Annotated in this window: 15 protein-coding genes and 1 tRNA gene; 6 read left to right on the forward strand and 10 right to left on the reverse strand. The window is 62.8% G+C overall.

The window, feature by feature from the left end:
* Positions 1–33 precede the first annotated feature (33 nt).
* The 8 genes from AMK05_RS01320 to AMK05_RS01355 form a co-directional block, all read right to left on the reverse strand.
* Positions 34–939 (reverse strand): LysR family transcriptional regulator, encoded by a 906-nt coding sequence (locus AMK05_RS01320; protein WP_064835851.1) that lies wholly within the window; start codon positions 937–939, stop codon positions 34–36.
* 42 nt (positions 940–981) lie between these two features.
* Entirely contained in the window at positions 982–1977 is a 996-nt protein-coding gene (locus AMK05_RS01325; protein WP_064835853.1) for a P1 family peptidase, read from the reverse strand.
* 128 nt (positions 1978–2105) lie between these two features.
* Complete coding sequence (locus tag AMK05_RS01330) at positions 2106–2300, reverse strand: hypothetical protein (RefSeq protein ID WP_064835855.1); 195 nt, start codon at positions 2298–2300, stop codon at positions 2106–2108.
* 517 nt (positions 2301–2817) lie between these two features.
* Positions 2818–5739 carry an aminotransferase gene (locus AMK05_RS01335; protein WP_064835857.1) on the reverse strand — a complete coding sequence of 974 codons (2922 nt, stop codon included), beginning with the start codon at positions 5737–5739 and terminating at the stop codon, positions 2818–2820.
* A gap of 115 nt (positions 5740–5854) precedes the next feature.
* Positions 5855–6739 carry a formyltetrahydrofolate deformylase gene (gene purU, locus AMK05_RS01340; protein ID WP_064835858.1) on the reverse strand — a complete coding sequence of 295 codons (885 nt, stop codon included), beginning with the start codon at positions 6737–6739 and terminating at the stop codon, positions 5855–5857.
* Positions 6740–6954: 215 nt separating this feature from the next.
* Positions 6955–7971: an acyltransferase family protein gene (locus AMK05_RS01345; protein WP_064835860.1), complete on the reverse strand. Its 1017-nt coding sequence runs from the start codon at positions 7969–7971 to the stop codon at positions 6955–6957.
* A 47-nt stretch (positions 7972–8018) separates the two neighbouring features.
* Positions 8019–9278 (reverse strand): hypothetical protein, encoded by a 1260-nt coding sequence (locus AMK05_RS01350; protein WP_064835862.1) that lies wholly within the window; start codon positions 9276–9278, stop codon positions 8019–8021.
* Between the two features lie 2 nt (positions 9279–9280).
* On the reverse strand, positions 9281–10330 hold the full coding sequence (locus AMK05_RS01355; protein WP_064835864.1) for a glycoside hydrolase family 5 protein: 1050 nt from the start codon (positions 10328–10330) through the stop codon (positions 9281–9283).
* Between the two features lie 135 nt (positions 10331–10465).
* Between AMK05_RS01355 and AMK05_RS01360 the strand changes: the two genes are divergently transcribed.
* The 3 genes from AMK05_RS01360 to AMK05_RS01375 all read left to right on the forward strand — a co-directional run bounded on the left by AMK05_RS01360 (position 10466) and on the right by AMK05_RS01375 (position 13062).
* A complete protein-coding gene (locus AMK05_RS01360) occupies positions 10466–12115 on the forward strand; it encodes a GumC family protein (protein WP_064835866.1) in 1650 nt (549 codons plus the stop codon).
* A 59-nt stretch (positions 12116–12174) separates the two neighbouring features.
* A complete protein-coding gene (locus AMK05_RS01365; protein ID WP_064835868.1) occupies positions 12175–12507 on the forward strand; it encodes a hypothetical protein in 333 nt (110 codons plus the stop codon).
* Positions 12508–12765: 258 nt separating this feature from the next.
* Entirely contained in the window at positions 12766–13062 is a 297-nt protein-coding gene (locus tag AMK05_RS01375; protein ID WP_064835872.1) for a DUF982 domain-containing protein, read from the forward strand.
* Positions 13063–13284: 222 nt separating this feature from the next.
* Here AMK05_RS01375 and AMK05_RS01380 read toward each other — a convergent pair.
* Positions 13285–13371: transfer RNA gene (locus AMK05_RS01380), tRNA-Leu, on the reverse strand.
* Between the two features lie 168 nt (positions 13372–13539).
* Between AMK05_RS01380 and AMK05_RS01385 the strand changes: the two genes are divergently transcribed.
* Positions 13540–13953: a BA14K family protein gene (locus AMK05_RS01385; RefSeq protein ID WP_064835874.1), complete on the forward strand. Its 414-nt coding sequence runs from the start codon at positions 13540–13542 to the stop codon at positions 13951–13953.
* Between the two features lie 11 nt (positions 13954–13964).
* Here the strand turns inward: AMK05_RS01385 and AMK05_RS01390 are convergent, their stop codons facing one another.
* Entirely contained in the window at positions 13965–14258 is a 294-nt protein-coding gene (locus AMK05_RS01390) for a SelT/SelW/SelH family protein (RefSeq protein WP_049735667.1), read from the reverse strand.
* 125 nt (positions 14259–14383) lie between these two features.
* Here AMK05_RS01390 and AMK05_RS01395 point away from each other — a divergent pair, with 125 nt between their 5' ends.
* The gene (locus AMK05_RS01395; protein ID WP_064835876.1) at positions 14384–15121 is read left to right on the forward strand and encodes a type 1 glutamine amidotransferase; all 738 of its coding nucleotides are present in this window, start codon (positions 14384–14386) and stop codon (positions 15119–15121) included.
* Positions 15122–15132: 11 nt separating this feature from the next.
* A complete protein-coding gene (locus AMK05_RS01400; protein WP_064835878.1) occupies positions 15133–15690 on the forward strand; it encodes a sugar O-acetyltransferase in 558 nt (185 codons plus the stop codon).
* Positions 15691–15743 lie beyond the last annotated feature (53 nt).

A 15743-nucleotide genomic window follows, 5' to 3' on the forward strand; every position in this document is an offset into this window, starting at 1 on the left:
AGCTACACAGCAAATCCGCTGCAAATGCAAGCGTCAGCCTTTGATCTCCATGCGTTCGCGCATGAAGTTTTCGATGAAGTCGACCAGGGTCGCCGCCGCAAAAGATAACTGCCGGTCGGGCGCGACGCAGAGATCGACATGGGTGCGGATGCTCTTGCCGGTCAGCGGGATGGCGCGCAGCTGGCCAGCTTCGATCTCGCGGCGAACGGCAAGCGCCGGCAGTAAGGTGGCGGCAGCCCCGCTGAGGACAAGCTCCTTCAGCATCTCGATCGAACTCGTGACGAAAACGGGATCGAGCTCCAGTCCCTCCTTTTCGATCAACGCATCGAAGGCTTGACGGAAACCAAAGGAATGCTCCGGTAGCGCCAGCGGGTAGTCGGCAAGTGTCCTCAAGCGGATATCGGGCTGAGCAGCAGCCGGATGCTGCGGCGCGACGATAAGATCATAGGCGATCTCGGAGCGCAGCCGGACCTTGGTGCCTGACATGACCGGCGCAAACAGCGTCACGGCGATATCCGCCTCGGCGCTGCTGACGGCGTCGACGGCCTGCCGCGCGCTGCTGATCGTTACCGCAAAGCGCAGCTTCGGATATTTCAGGCTGAATTCCGCGAGCACCGGCGCCAGCAGACTGGTGAGTGTGGCGCCGTTGGCATAGATGCTGACATGGCCGTGTTGCAGGCCCTTCAGGTCTTCGATCAGTTGCTGGACGTGATCGAGTTCGCGCAGCGTGCGGCCGGCGTGGGCGGCAAGCAGCTCACCGGCAGCCGTCAGCTTGACGCCGCGGGAGCTGCGCTCGACCAGCGGTGCGCCGAAATGAGATTCGAGATTTTCGATCTGCCGGCTGATCGCCGTCGGCGCGACATTGAGGTTTTCGGCCGCCTGGCGCATCGAATTGGTCCTGACCAGCTCGTCGAAATACATCAGCGCCCGGATCTGCATTCACGTCTCTCCGCCATTCTGTCCGGGCTGGACCCTATTCAATCATTGACCCTCAGGATAGCGGTCACGCCACGCCTTTTGCGCGCCCTCGACCGGCAGCGCGGTGGCGGCGTAGACGCCGCGGGCGATCGCCCGCGCCATGACGATGGTGGCAAGATGGCAAAGCTCCATCAGGCTCGCCATGTCGTCTCGGCGATGCCTGGCCGTCGAAGCGGCAAAAACGGTGTCGCCGTCGAGCGGCAGGTGCGCCGGCAGCAGCGCCCGGGCAAGGCCGTCATGGCCGGCGAGCGACAGCCGGTGCGCCTCGGCCTTTGTCAGCTGCGCGTCGGTCACTACCGCACCGATCGTCGTTGCCGGCGTATTCATTCCCTTGAGCCGCATCCTGTGATCCGCGATCGCAGGCATGCCGAGCCCGCCGAATTCCGCGTCTCTCTCGAAGGGGGCTGCCCAGAAATGCGGCCCGTCGCCGATCGTTGCCGAGCCGAGCGCATTGACCGCGACGATGGCCGCGACGCGATGCCCGGCGCTGCTGGCCGCGCTGGCCGAGCCGAGACCACCCTTGAAGGTGGCCGTCGTCGCTCCCGTGCCGGCACCCGCGGTGCCGAGCGCGAAGGCGCCCTTGGCTGCCGCCTTCAAGGCCGCATAGCCCATGTCGCGATAGGGCGAGTGCAGGCCCCAATCCTTGTCGCCGCCGTTCAGCAGGTCCATCAGGATCGCCTGCGGCACGATCGGTATGCGCACCGGCCCGACCGCGAAGCCGCGGCCGAGTTCGCGCAAACCCGCCTGCACGCCGCCGGCGGCATCCAGCCCGAAAGCCGAGCCGCCGGAGAGCACGAAGGCATCGACGGCGTTGACGGTCATCGACGGGTCCAGCAGGCCGGTGTCGCGCCCGCCCGGCGCGCCGCCGAGCACCGTGCCGGAGGCGACGGCCGGCGCGTCGAAGACAATGACTGTGACGCCGGAACCGAGCGCAAGGTCGGTGGCGTGGCCGACGGAAACGCCTTCGATGTCGGTGATCAGGTTGAGAAGATCGGGCAAGGGCGGATCCTTATGCGGATGGGCGCTGATAGGACTGCAATTGCCTTCAAAAAACAAGACCGGCCCCAAATGGCGGGACCGGTCGGAGATCGGGAAAAGCCGTGAATGCTATTGCCGGCCTCATGCCCTCAGGCATGAAGCGGCTTTGGATGACGGCGGGTCATCAGGTCGTGGATGGCCAGCCGCACCTCGTCCGGCGAGCCGAAACGCTGCTCGTCGAGGTCGTGGACATGAAATTTCACGGCGATGAACTTCAGCCGGTCTTGATCGGGAATGACGATCCCGACGGGAACGCCTGCATATTCGATAACTTGCTTCTTCATAGATAGAACTCCTGCCGCGCGATATGCGCAGCCATGGCGAATTGACTTGTCTGGTACCGTTGAAAGGAGGACGAACGTCACATTCGACAGTTCGGGCGGGAGAGGGCGCCCGGACGGTCATTGCCAAGCACAGATCGCCCAAGGTCGGCGAGAATATCGATGTCTATCATGCTCGTTCCTTGCGTTGGCGTTGCACTTGAGAGGTCCCGGAAGAGCCCGGGCCCGGCGATGGCTGCTTTTGATAATCTACCAACTTGGTAGAGATTACCCGGCAGCCTGTCAGAAACATATTCCGAAACGTGTCAAAATATCGACGATCCGAAAAAATTCATTCCATCCCAGCCGAACTTTACGGAAAGAAACATATCAGCTCTTCGTAAAATTCGCATGACAGAATCGAAACTCTTTCGATCGCCGCAGCAGACATAGGAAGCCCCGCTGATTCAGGCAATGGGCCGTTTCATTAAAAATCGAAATGCCTCGAAATGAACGATTTGGTTAAGGCCGCAAGCCCTTGTCACCAGCCTTCATCGAGCACCTTTTCCAGCATGTCCGCGAAGAAATCCGCGCTTTCGGTGCTGAGGCACAGCGGCGGTTTGATTTTCAGCACATTTTGGTGATCGCCGGTCGGTTGCATGATGACGCCGAGGCTCAGCAGCCGCTCGCAGATGGCCGCCGTCTCCTCGGTCGCCGGCTCCAGCGTCGTTCTGTCGCGGACGAATTCGAGCCCGAGATAGAGGCCCATGCCGTGCACGGCGCCGGCGATCGGGTGGCGGTCGATCAGCGCGGCAAGCCGCGCCTTCAGATGGTCGCCGACCTCTTGCGCATTTTCCTGCAGCTTTTCGTCGGCCATGATGTCGAGCACCGTCAAGCCGGCGACGCAACTGACCGGGCTGCCGCCGGTGGAGGAAAAGAACGTGCCCTCCTTCTCCAGCGACCGAGCGATCTCCCGGGTGGTGATGACGGCGCCGAGCGGATGGCCATTGCCCATGCCCTTGGCGATGGTGACGATGTCGGGCACGACCCCTTGCTGCTCGAAGCCCCAGAAATAATGGCCGAGCCTGGAATAGCCGACCTGCACTTCGTCGGCGATGCAGAGGCCGCCGCGGGCACGTACCTGCGCATAGACCTGGGCTAGATACCCGTCCGGCAGCGGAATGCCGCCGGCATTGCCGTAGACCGATTCGCAGATGAAGCCGGCAAGGCCCTCGCCGCCGGCGTCGATCGCCTCCAGCACCGGCGTTATCGCGCCGAGATAGCCGGCCGCCGTATCGGGGCCGCGGAATGCGCCGCGATAGGTATTCGGCGCCGCGACCGCATGCACCCAGTCCGGCCGCGTGGTCAATGCCTGCGGGTTATCGGCAATCGAGGTGGAGACGGCGTCACTTGCCGACGACCAGCCATGATAGGCTTCGAGCAGGCAGAGCATGTTGCGCGCGCCGCTATGAGCCTGCGCCAGCCGGATCGCCAGATCGTTCGCCTCCGAGCCGCTGTTGACCAGGAAGACCGCGTCGAGCCCATCCGGTAAAAGTGCCGCGAGCCGTTCGGAAAATTCAGTGATCGCGGCATAGTGGAAGCGTGAGTTGGTGTTGAGCCGCAGCCATTGGGCGCTGATCGCCGCAGCAAGCTTGGGATGGCCATGGCCAAGAATGGAGACATTGTTGACCATGTCGAGATAGGCGCGGCCCTCGACATCGAACAGATGCTCCTTCCAGCCGCGCTCGATCTGGGGCGGCGCTGCGTAATAATTCTTCTGAGCCCCTGCCAGATGCGCCTGCCGCTTGGCGAGCAGCGCGGCGGTTTCGGGTTTCGGCGCATCGGCTCCAGGGTCGAGAAGCAGCGAGGGCGAAGGGCAGAGCACCGACCAGGCCGCCGTCTCGCGCGGCGTGGCAAAGAGCGGCGGCTCCAGCCCCGCGACAGTGCAAAGCTGGACGCGCAGCCCACCGAGCGATGAAGCCTCGCCGACGACCGTGCCGAGCGGCTCGCCGCCGGCAATCTCGGCGCCGCCCTCGACCGAGAGGTCGAGCCCGTCGAGATGCAGGGTCATGCCGTCGCCGGTCAGCGTCAGATGCTGGTCCTTCCAGCCGATGCGGCCGGCAAAGGGCGCGGCAACCGCGCTGCCGGCGGCAAGGCATATATCGATATGCAGGGCGCAGGTCGCCTGTCTCCCGGCGGTTCCCGCCCGGGACAACCGATATTCGCCGTAACGCGTCGCTGCCGTGCCGTTTTCGGTTGCAGCCCGGGCAAGCAGCCGCCAGTCCATGTCGGCATTCAGCCAGTTGCCGGCGGAAAAATGCGGGCTGCGCACCCCGAGGTCGACATAGGCGATCCCGGCGGGATCGATGTCGGGCAGCAGCGGCAACCATCCGGATGTTTCCGGGGCGGCGACATCCACGCCGGCCGCTTTGAGGATTGCGGCTTCCATCAATTCGAAGGGAACGGACATCGCCGTATCGAAGATCGCCCGCTCGCGATCGAGATTGCCGCGGACATAGTCGTTGTCGGGGTCGACCGAAATCTGCTGCTCGCTGCTGGCGACGAGAATGACCGCGCGGGCGACGACCAATGGCCAGAGCGCCTTCAACTCCTCGTCCGTCAGCGGATAGATCGCCTGATAGGCGGTGACGGCGGGCAGGATATGAAAAGGGTCGCCCTCGGCCTGATGCAGCAGCGAGGCGCATGTGACGGCGAGGTCGCCGACCAGCCAGCCGCGAATGATGTCGCCGAAATCGATCACCCCGTCGGGAATGACATGGCCATGGGCACTGCGATGGCCGACGACATTGTCGCCGGTGACGTCGTGATGCACTGCCTGCAGCCGAAGCGACGGCGCCAAGGGCTGGATGCGGCGAACGGCCATTACCATCGTCTTGGCGATTCGGTCGCGCGCGGCGCTGTCGGTGATGGCGGAAAGCAGCTGCACGGCGACCGGTCCGGCCCGCCGGAGATCCCATTGCAGGCTGCGGTCGAGGCCGGGATGGTTGAAATCGGCCAGCGCCTCCGCTAGCCTCGCGCAGAGCGCGCCGAGTGCGGCGACGGACGCCGGCGCCAGGTAGGTCAGTTCCGTCAGCCCCTGGCCTTCCAGATATTCCAGCAGCCGGACCTGGCAGCCCTGCCCGCGCACGGTCAGCACGACGATCTCTCGCCCGTCATTGGTGGCGATCACATTGGGAACGCGTGGCGCATCCTGCTTGCTGTTGAGGTGATGGATCGCCGCATTCTGCGCCTCGAGTTCGCGGGTCTCGTAGGCCACATGGCAGATCTTCAGGACGTAGCGGCCGCGATCGCTGTCGACGCGGTAATTCCGATCCTGCTGACTGCCGAGCTCGGTTATGGTGCCGGACAGGCTGTAATGGGCAAGAAGGATCTCTTCCGCGTCCGCGACGGTGACGTCGGGACGCGGCAGCGTCATGCGATCAACAAGCGCCTCGTCGGTCATGACACCCCTCCCGCAGCATGATTCGATTACCTATTGGCGATAATCAAATACTTGCTGCTGGCAGGCAACGGGAGATTGTCGTTGCCTGCAAAAGAGATGTGGGTCTCGATCGCGCTCAACCCATGCGTTCGGAGGCATAGCTTCCGGGGCTGGCCGGGAAGACCACGGTTCTATTGCCGTTGATGAAGGTGCGGTGGTGGATATGGGCGTGGATGGCGCGGGCCAGCACCTGGCTTTCGACGTCGCGGCCGATCGAGACATAGTCGTCGGGCGACTGCGCATGGGTGATGCGGGCCGTATCCTGCTCGATGATCGGGCCTTCGTCGAGATCGGCGGTGACGTAATGGGCGGTGGCGCCGATCAGTTTGACGCCGCGGCCATAGGCCTGCTTGTAGGGGTTGGCGCCCTTGAAGGACGGCAGGAAGGAATGGTGGATGTTGATGATCTTGCCCGACATCTTCTGGCACATCTCGTCCGACAGGATCTGCATGTAGCGGGCGAGCACGATCAGCTCGGTGCCGGTCTGCTCGGCCACCTCCATGATACGGGCTTCGGCCTGAACCTTGTTGGCCTTGGTGACCGGAATATGGTGGAAGGGGATGTCGTGATTGACGACGACCTTCTGGTAGTCGAAATGGTTGGAGACGACGCCGACGATGTCGATCGAAAGCGCCCCGATCTTCCAGCGGTAGAGCAGGTCGTTGAGACAATGGCCGAAGCGCGACACCATCAAGAGCACCTTCATGCGCTTTTCGCTGTCGTGAAACTCGTAATCCATTTCGAAAGGTGCGGCGACGGCGGCAAAATCGGCGCCGATCTCCGAGCCGGACAGACCCTCTTCCGAAATGAAGCTGACGCGCATGAAGAATTTGCCGGTATCGAGATCGTCGAACTGCGAGCTGTCGATGATATTGCACCCCTTCTCGGCCAGATAGCTCGAAATCGCCGCAACGATGCCGCGCGTCGATTTGCAGGATACCGTCAATACATAGCTTCTCATGTCTCTCCCTCTTCCCTCTTCAAGGCCGCCGCCGTGCTTAGATCAAAGCCCGGGCCGCGAACAGGCCGGTGCGCTTTCATTCATGCGACAAATTGCAAGGCAAACCATCATGCTTCTGCAAGTTCTCTCACGTTGAGCCCAGCTTAGGAGAAGTTACGCGAAAAACTGTGCCGCCAGCGCCGCCGGGATGCGTATTCTCGCCTCAGCTGCCGATTTTAGGCCGGCGGACGGTTCGCCACCGCGACTTTCCGCCGCGGCGTGGTGATCTCGTGGATGATGGCGCCGCCAATCGACGAGAGCACCAGCGACAGGATCACGAAGAGCACCGGCTGCTGCAGGATGCCGATCGGCAGGCGGTCGGCGGCGACCCTCAGAAACGCGAGCGTGAAGGCGTGGGTGATATAGATGCTGTAGGAGCAGTCGCCGAGGTAGTTCAGCCAGCCGATAAAATGCAGCCTGGAAAAGTCGATCGAGACCGCCCCGTAGACGATGAAGATCGCCGGGATTCCCCAGGCGTAGAACCGGCTTTCCGGCGGCATCAGCGCCTCGTTGATGAAGAGGAACGCAAAGCCGATGGAAAGTGCGGCCCATGCCCAGCGGTTCGGCAGAACCACCTTCTGCCGGTAGAGCCAGCCGAGCACGGTGCCGGCAAGGAATTCCAGGATGATCGGCTCGCCGTAGAACCGGGTGGCCGTCATCTCCGGCAGCAGCCGGCAGGCGATCAGGATGACGGCAAAGACGGCAAACATGGCCGGGATGCGGCGGTTTTCCGAGAGCGGCAGCAGCAGCGCGAAGACGAGATAGAAGAACATCTCGTAGTTCAGCGTCCAGCCCGGCACGACAACGGGGGTGATCGTGCTCGGATCGGCGGTATTGGCCCATGGCAGAAAAAACAGCGAGGCGAGCAGATGCGGCAGGTCGAACACGGTCGATTTCAGCAATGACGGGGCCACCAGCGCCACGACAGCCGAAAACAGCGTTGCCAGCCAATAGAGCGGCACGATGCGTTTGATGCGCCGGCGGGCGAAATCGATGGGGCTCATCGCCCGCCCGCTCGTCGTCAGCCACATGACGAAACCGCTGAGCACGAAGAAGATGTCGACGCCGGTTTCACCATAGACGAAAGCAGTCGCGTCGATCGCCGGATTGACCTTGGCAAGCTGCAATATTGCGTGGAAATAGACGACCATCAGCGCCGCGACGGCGCGCAGATATTGAAGCTGGACAAGCATCTGGCGTCTTGCTCCCTCGGGCGTCGGTCAGAACCGTGCCGCTGCGGTCAACTCTCTACATAAGCCGCACCATCCTGCCGGATGCGCGGGCTGTCGTGGAAGCGCATATATCCGACGATGAACCACAGGAGCCCGGCGATCTTCATCGAGAAAACGGCGGTTCCCCCGATCATCATATTCAGAAAAATGAAAAGAGAAAGTGAATGGGCGCAGCGCCGCTGTGCCGCCGTGCGCCCGGCGGGAAACAGGCAGACGAAAAGCCATAGGGCGATGACGCCGAAGATCGTCGCCGCGTAGATCAGGTAGACATAGCCGCTGTCGGCGAATTCGGCGACCCGGTCGACCGAAAGTCCGAGGATGGCAAGCGGATCGAGCTCCATGATCTTCTTCATCGTCAGATTGATGCGGCCGGTGAAATTGTCGCCGGTCGCATTGGGTTTCAGGGTGTAGACGAGGAAACCGGCGGCGACGATCAGCGGCATCAGCGCCAGATTGAAATTCCTCGGGATCTTCGGAAAGACGAAATAACCGACAATGCAGGCAAAACAGAAGATCAGCATGGTGCGCGTGTCGTTCGTCACCAGGATCAGCACCGCCGTGCCGATCATCAGCAGCCGGTCCCAGCGGCCGAGTTTTTCCCACATGGAAATCAGGTAGACCGCGATCACCCCGCAGAAATTGGCCAGCGACACCTGTTCGAGGAAGATCGAGGAGGAACGATGGTCGATGATGCCGAAGGAGAAACGCTCGGGAAAACCGAGCGCGTTCTGGAACAGGCCGGTTGTGTTGTAGCTCAGCGGCAGCAGCCCGCGCGTATTGGCGAAATAATCGGAGGGATGCACGATACTGACATAGAACGGCACGCTGATGATCTCGAAGATCAGGAAGATCATCACTGTCAGGCTTGCCCAGCGAAAGGCGAGCTTCATGGTCTTCTCGTTGCTCCAACTGCCGAGCCCGGCAAAGCAGAAGATGATCAGAATGTTGCGGAAATGATCGATGAACAGCATGCGGTTGAGCACGCTGACATAGATGGTCACGACAAGCGTGAACAGCAGGAACAGGAAGGCCGGCAAATCCGTCTCGTAGATCCCCTTGTGCAGGATGTAGATGATGGCGCTCGCCATGATCAGGCCTTCGCTGGCGGCGACATGCGTCATCGAGAGCGGCATGATGTTGTGGTTGATGAAGGCGAGAATGCCGTTGTAGAGCACCGACAGCAGGCCGAGCCAGAGCAGGGGATAATCGGTCCGCGCCGCTTGGCCGCCGGCTAGCGAGAAAGCTGCCTTCTGGTCGAGGACCGCCACCGTCACTTCCCCGCTGGCTTGACGCTGGCGCAGGCGCCGGCTTTGGCTTTTGCCGAACTGGCGAGAAGCCGCATCTGCGGCCGCTCAGTGCCCTTTTGCGGCTGGACGTTGAACGGCTCGTCGGTCGGCCACCATTCGCCCGCGGCCCAATAGGACCAGCCAAGCCAGGCGTCGCCATTATCGGACATGGTGGCATAGATCTCGGTCAGCCCGCTCATGCAGTCCTTGTCGGCGGCGGCGCCGAATTCGCCGAGAAAGCCGCGCTTGTGGTTCTTCTTCAGCCAGGCGGTAACGCCGGCGATCGCTTCGACCGCGGCTGTGGCGCCCTCGCAGGTCGGATGGGTTCCGGAGGAATCGATGTCGAGATATTGGTGGACCTCATAGGCGTAGAAGTCGAGCGGATCGCGCACGCCGAGCATCACCGTGCCGTTGGCGCCGCCGATCACGTCCTGCTCCCAGCTGTGAGCGCCGCTCCAGGCGGTGCCCGGCACCAGGATGAGGTTGCGGGCGCCGACGGCACGGATGCTGCGGATGGCCGCATTGGCGGCATCGAGCCAGTCCGTCGCCTTGATATCATGCGGCTCGTTCATCAGGCCGAAGAGCACGCCATCCCGATTGGCGAATTCGACCGCGAGCCTTGCCCAGAAGTCGGCGAAGGCCGCGTCGGTCGCCGGCGCCGTGCCGACCTGCGTCTTGTCGTAATAGCCGAAATTATGCGGGTCGAGCAGCACGGCCATGCCGTGCTTGCGAATCAGGCCGACCGTATCTTTGATCCGCTTGAGTTCGTCCTCGTCGAGCCGTCCACCGAGCGCCGGCTGCAGCCGCTCCCAGCGAAAGGGCAGCCGGATGATCGACATGCCCTTTTCGGCGAAATAGCCGATCGTGTCTTCGCTGGGATAGGTATAATTCGTGCCGTAGACGCCGTCGCGGTCACCATATTCGCCGCCGGAAAGATTGACGCCGCGATAACAGGGCGCGTCGGCCGCAAAGGCCGGCGGGGGGACGAGAGCGGCCGCAAGCAGCAGCGCCGTCAGATGTCGTCTCGTCCTCATGCTTACCCTCGTAATCCAGGCAAATCGCAACATCGGCGTCGCTCGAATTATTTTAACGGTCCGTTAGCTAAGAATTTCTAAAGTCTCCGCACCTCGGCTTCAGTCTTTGACGCTGGGCGGGACATGAGTGCGCGTATGAACCAGTATGACAGGAACAGGGTAAGCCGGCTCCCTGGCTGGCGCAGTTATGACTCGCCTCAGACTGCGCCGGAAGGCGTGTGTACGCGCAGTCCTGTGGTCCGTCCGGACGATTTCGTCCCTCCGGCGCCAGAACCCGCCGCTCCGGCCCCCGCCCCTCCCGTCTTTGTGCCGCCGCTGGCAAATGTTGCGCAGCCCCGCCAATCCGAGCGCCCGGCGCCTCCGCCCCCGGCTGTGCCCCCGACTGCGCCCATGAAACAGCCTGTCGTCGATGCGCCGTCGGCCGCAGCCTTCGCATCGTCCGCACCACTTCTCGACCTCCGCTCCAGCGTCGCCGCGATCTGGAGCCGGCGGCTGATCGTGCTGGGTCTGGCCCTTCTCGGCGCCGTTGCCGGCGGGGTGGTGGCGCCCACGATCGGGCAGAAATTCACCGCCATCAGCAGCCTCTATTTCGATCCGCGCCAGATCGGCCTTGCCGATGCGGGCGGGCAATCGTCGGGGCCTTCGCCGGAAATGATCTCGACGCTGATCGACAGCCAGGTGCAGATCCTGACCTCGGGCAACGTGCTGCGCCGTGTCGTCGAAACCATGAAGCTCGATCAGGATCCGGAATTCACCGGCGGCCGCACCGATGGCGCTGCGGTCATCGGCACCCTGCAGAAGGCGCTTGTCATCACCCGCCAGGCCAGCACCTATGTCGTTTCGCTTGCCGCGACGACCAATGATCCCGAGAAATCCGCAAGGCTTGCCAACCAGGTCGTCACCTCCTTCACCGAGGAAGAGAACAGCGCCTCGAACGGCATCTATGAAAACACCTCGTCGACGCTCGACGGACGCCTCGACGATCTTCGCCAGAAGGTGCTGGAGGCCGAGCAGGCCGTCGAAACCTTCCGCGCCGACAACGACATGGCCGCCACCGAGGGCAATCTGATTTCCGATCAGCGGCTCGTCTCGCTGAACACGATGCTGGTTACAGCGCAGGAAAAGACCATCCAGGCCAAGGCCCGCGCCGATGCCGTCGCCAATCTTCGCGTCGAGGACATCGTCGCCGGCAACCAGGCGGAGGGCGGCGTCACTTCGCCGCTGGTCAGCCTGCGGCAGCAGTATGCCACCCAGGCCGCTGCCGTCGGCAGCCTCGAAAGCCAGATGGGCACGCGTCATCCCCGCCTGCAGGCGGCCCGCTCCTCGCTGCAGAGCATATCAGGCGAAATCAAGGGCGAGTTGCAGCGGCTCGCGACGTCGGCAAGAGGCGAATACGAGCAGGCCAAGGCCGCCGAGGACAGCATCGCCAAGGAGCTCGCCGTCCAGAAGGCGCTGCAGGCGAGCACTTCGGACAAGCAGGTGGAATTGAACGAATTGCAGCGCAAAGCGACGGCGGCGCGCGATATTTATGAGACGGTGCTGAAGCGCTCCAGCCAGACGAGCGAGGAGCAGAACCTCAACCAGAGTAACATTCGCGTCATCTCGCCGGCCGAGCCGCCTGTGAAGGCCGATGGCCCGGGAAAGAAGATCCTGCTCATCGCCGGCGTCATCGGCGGTCTTCTCGCCGGTTTCGTCGTCGGCGCCGGTTTTGCGATCCTCGCCGGCCTCTTTAGCCATCCCGTCGTCAGAAGCTATTTCAGGAAATCGCCGGCTGCGGTTGCTTGATCACGATCCCCGGTTCTCCTACATCCTGTGAACGGCCTATTGCCGGCAGGAGAATTCCCATGCGGCTTGTGATGATGCTTCTGATGTCGCTCGTTGCCGTGTCCAGCCTGGCAGCCGCGTCGGCCTTTGCCGTCGACTGGACGAAATCACTCGATTCCGGCGTGCAGCCCCTCTACCCCTACAAGGGCCTCCCCGGCGTCAAGGCGCAGCCGGACAAGAAGGAGGAGGAATCCTACAATTGCCGCACTGAAACCGTCCAGATCCGCCGCCGCTACGACGAGATCTTCCGCTCGGGCGGCATGCCGACGCTGATGTATGTCTGCGAACGCGACGGCTTCATCTCGATGGACGACAAGGTCCCGCTGCGCGGCCACTATCAGCCGGTGCGGTAGGCGCTTCAGCCGGTCGGCAAAGCCGCCGGATGTACCTGTCGGAAATATTCTCTCGGAAGCTCCATCCTCAGATAGTCGAAGCCGGCATTGACGTCCGGTCGATCGACGATCGAATATTTGACTGCGCCCTCTTCCTCGGTGCGCCGCAGCGGCAGGCTTTCGGCTACTGCAAAGCCCAGCCGCCTGTAGAGGCCGATCGCCTCCCCGGCATGCTTCTTGCATTGTTACTAATATTCTAACTCTTGGGGAGAAAATGCCATGCAATGGAACACATCGGCGGATTTTGCGCCTCTTGTTCTCTTTGTCGGAGCCGGGCACCAGCGGAGGATCGTCAGGACGCTCCGGGACGCAGCCGAAGTTCTGATGGTGGACTGGCCGTTTGAAGATGGAGAGGAATATGTCGCGGCGGTGAAGGCTTGCGCCGATGCCGTCATGGGGCAGGCGGGGATGAACGAACTCAGGGAATTGCTTCTGAGGGCCGCCAGAGAAGCCGGGATGGGGGTTCTGACCGTTATTCCCGACAGCGGCAAGACGATGGCCGAAATGGCCGCGTGAAGCCCACTGACGACGCCATCATTGATCCGGCCAAAGCGTGCCGACGCAGGAGATGCAAATGCAGCGAACTGCCCGGTAGGGACGCCACGCCGGTGTAAATAGATCCGCACGGGCTGAGCTTGATAGCCGGGCGGCGTGGTAGATATCGGGCAATAAAAAAACCCGGGAAAACCGGGCTTCTTTGCGTTGTTTCCTGACCGCTTGGGCGGCCTGAAACTGGAATGGTGCCCAGAAGAGGACTCGAACCTCCACACCCTTTCGGGTACCAGCACCTGAAGCTGGCGCGTCTACCAATTCCGCCATCTGGGCGACGGAGAGCGATGTAAGGGGGCGGCTCCTGACTGTCAACCGGGTTTTTGAAGTTTTTCTGACAGTTGGCGAAAAACAGTTGATCACATGCGAGGGAGTTGCCGGAGGGCAGGCATAGCGCTTCACTCGGTACGCCCTATATAGAGGAAATATCGAAGGGAATGCCCCATGCCCGTTGCCCGCACGCTTCTGTTCGCCGGTCTCCTTGCTGTTTTCGCGCCAGCCGTGGCGGGCGCTGATTCGCTGAAGCTGGGCAAGCCGGGGGTCGGGCCGCTCAACACCGGATCGACGCTCTGCGATTTTCGCGGCTGCTTCGGTTTCGGGCCGCAGCAATGGCATCGCCCCGCCTATGTCCAACCGAATTACCGCCCGCGCGGCGCGGGGCCGACCTATTACCTGCCGGGTGCCGCCGGGCGGCCGCAGCTAACCTATGATCCGCCGCCGGTGCGCCGGGTGCAGCCGAACGCTCCGAACAAGCATATCGCCTGGTGCACCAATGAATACCGCTCCTACAATCCGAGGACGGATCACTTCCTCACCTATGAGGGCGTCTACAGGGTCTGCCGCTCGCCCTATCGCTGAGAGCGTTGCGGTCAGCTTTCCAGCGAAGCGCGGTCGACATGGCCGAGATCGCGGCCGGGCTCGACGATATCGCGGACCCGCTGCTTCAACTCCTTCGGCCCGGGAAAGCCGCCGTCGCGCTTGCGTTCCCAGATCAGGTCGCCATTGACGCGGATCTCGAAATTGCCGCCGGTGGCGGGGATCAGCGCCACCTCGCCAAGGCTGTCGGAAAAAGTGTGCAGCAGTTCCTGCGCCATCCAGGCGGCGCGCAGCAGCCAGTTGCACTGGGTGCAGTAGAGGATCGAGACGCGGGCTTTTTCGGTCATGGCGATTTCCTTTCGTTCGCGTGGATTTAAGCCCTTGCGGCGTGCTCACGCAATGGCGCGCAAGCATCTTGCGCGTCGTTCGCCGGCATGGTCTCTTCCATAGTCGGTCATACCGGGGAGATCCCATGCGGATAGCAGTCATCGAAAACATGAGGAATACCGGTCTCGGCGCGCTTGCCAGAGCGCTCGATGAGGCGGGAGCTCATATCGAGTGGTTCCGCGTGTGGCAGGACGGCGTCTTGCCGACGGATATTTCCGGCCACGACGCACTGGTCGTTCTTGGTGGCGAGCAGAGCGCGCTGGATGACGAGACGCATCCCTATCTGCCGGAGCTCGTGCGGCTTTCGCGCCGATTCGGTGATGCCGGCAAGGCTGTGCTCGGCATCTGCCTCGGCAGCCAGATCCTCGCCCGCGCTTATGGTGCCGACAATCATCTCGGCACCGCCCGTGAGTTCGGCTGGCACGGGATCGGTGTCACCGGGGAAGGCCGGGCCGATCCGCTGCTGTCGGCGCTTGGCGGTGAATTCACCATTTTCGAATGGCATGCCGACACGTTTTCCCTGCCCGAAGGTGCGGTGCGTCTGGCGACGAGCCCGGTCGCCGAGAACCAGGCCTTCCGCATCGGTCGCGCCGTCTATGGCACCCAGTTCCATTTCGAGGCCGACCGAGCAGTTGTTGAGCAATGGAAGGCGGAATTCCCTGATACGATCGCCCGCATCGCCCCCGGTTGGCTGGAGAACCATGCCGAACTGGCGGCGCGGCATGGCGTCGCCGCCGATGCCGCCGGCCTTGCCATCGCGCGTGCCTGGGTCAGCCTGATCGAACCGGCAGAGATCGGAATATTGGCGGAGGCCTCGGCTTGAGAGGCGACGCAATGCCGGCGAGCGAACGCGAGAAGATGGCGGCAGGCGAATGGTATTGCTGCCTCGACGACGACCTCGATCTCTTGCGCCGTCAGGCGCGCCTTGCGGTCCATGCGCACAACACGCTGCCGCCGGACGCGCGCGGCGCCATGGCGCCAGTCCTAAGGGCGCTCTTAGCGGGCGTGGCACCCGATGTCTTCATCGAAGCGCCGTTTCACTGCTCTTACGGCATCAACATCACGCTCGGCGAGCGCGTCTATTTCAACGCCGGCTGTACCATCCTCGATTCCGGCCGGGTGACCGTCGGCGACCGCACGATGTTCGGTCCCGGCGTGCAGATCTATTGCGCCGAACATCACAAGGATGCCGCCCTTCGCAGCGCCGGCATCGAGATCGCCCGGCCGGTTGCGATCGGCAGCGATGTCTGGATCGGTGGCGCCGCCATCATCCTCGGCGGCGTCACGATCGGCGATGGTGCAATCGTCGGCGCGGGCGCCGTGGTGACCAGGGATGTGCCGGCGGGCGCCACCGTAGTCGGCAACCCGGCGCGTCGGATAAACGCCGTCTGAAATTCGGCCTGCCTCGCCTCCCTCGACAATGGCGCCCGCTCCGCTAGATCACG

The organism is Rhizobium sp. N324 (assembly GCF_001664485.1).
Classification (GTDB): domain Bacteria; phylum Pseudomonadota; class Alphaproteobacteria; order Rhizobiales; family Rhizobiaceae; genus Rhizobium.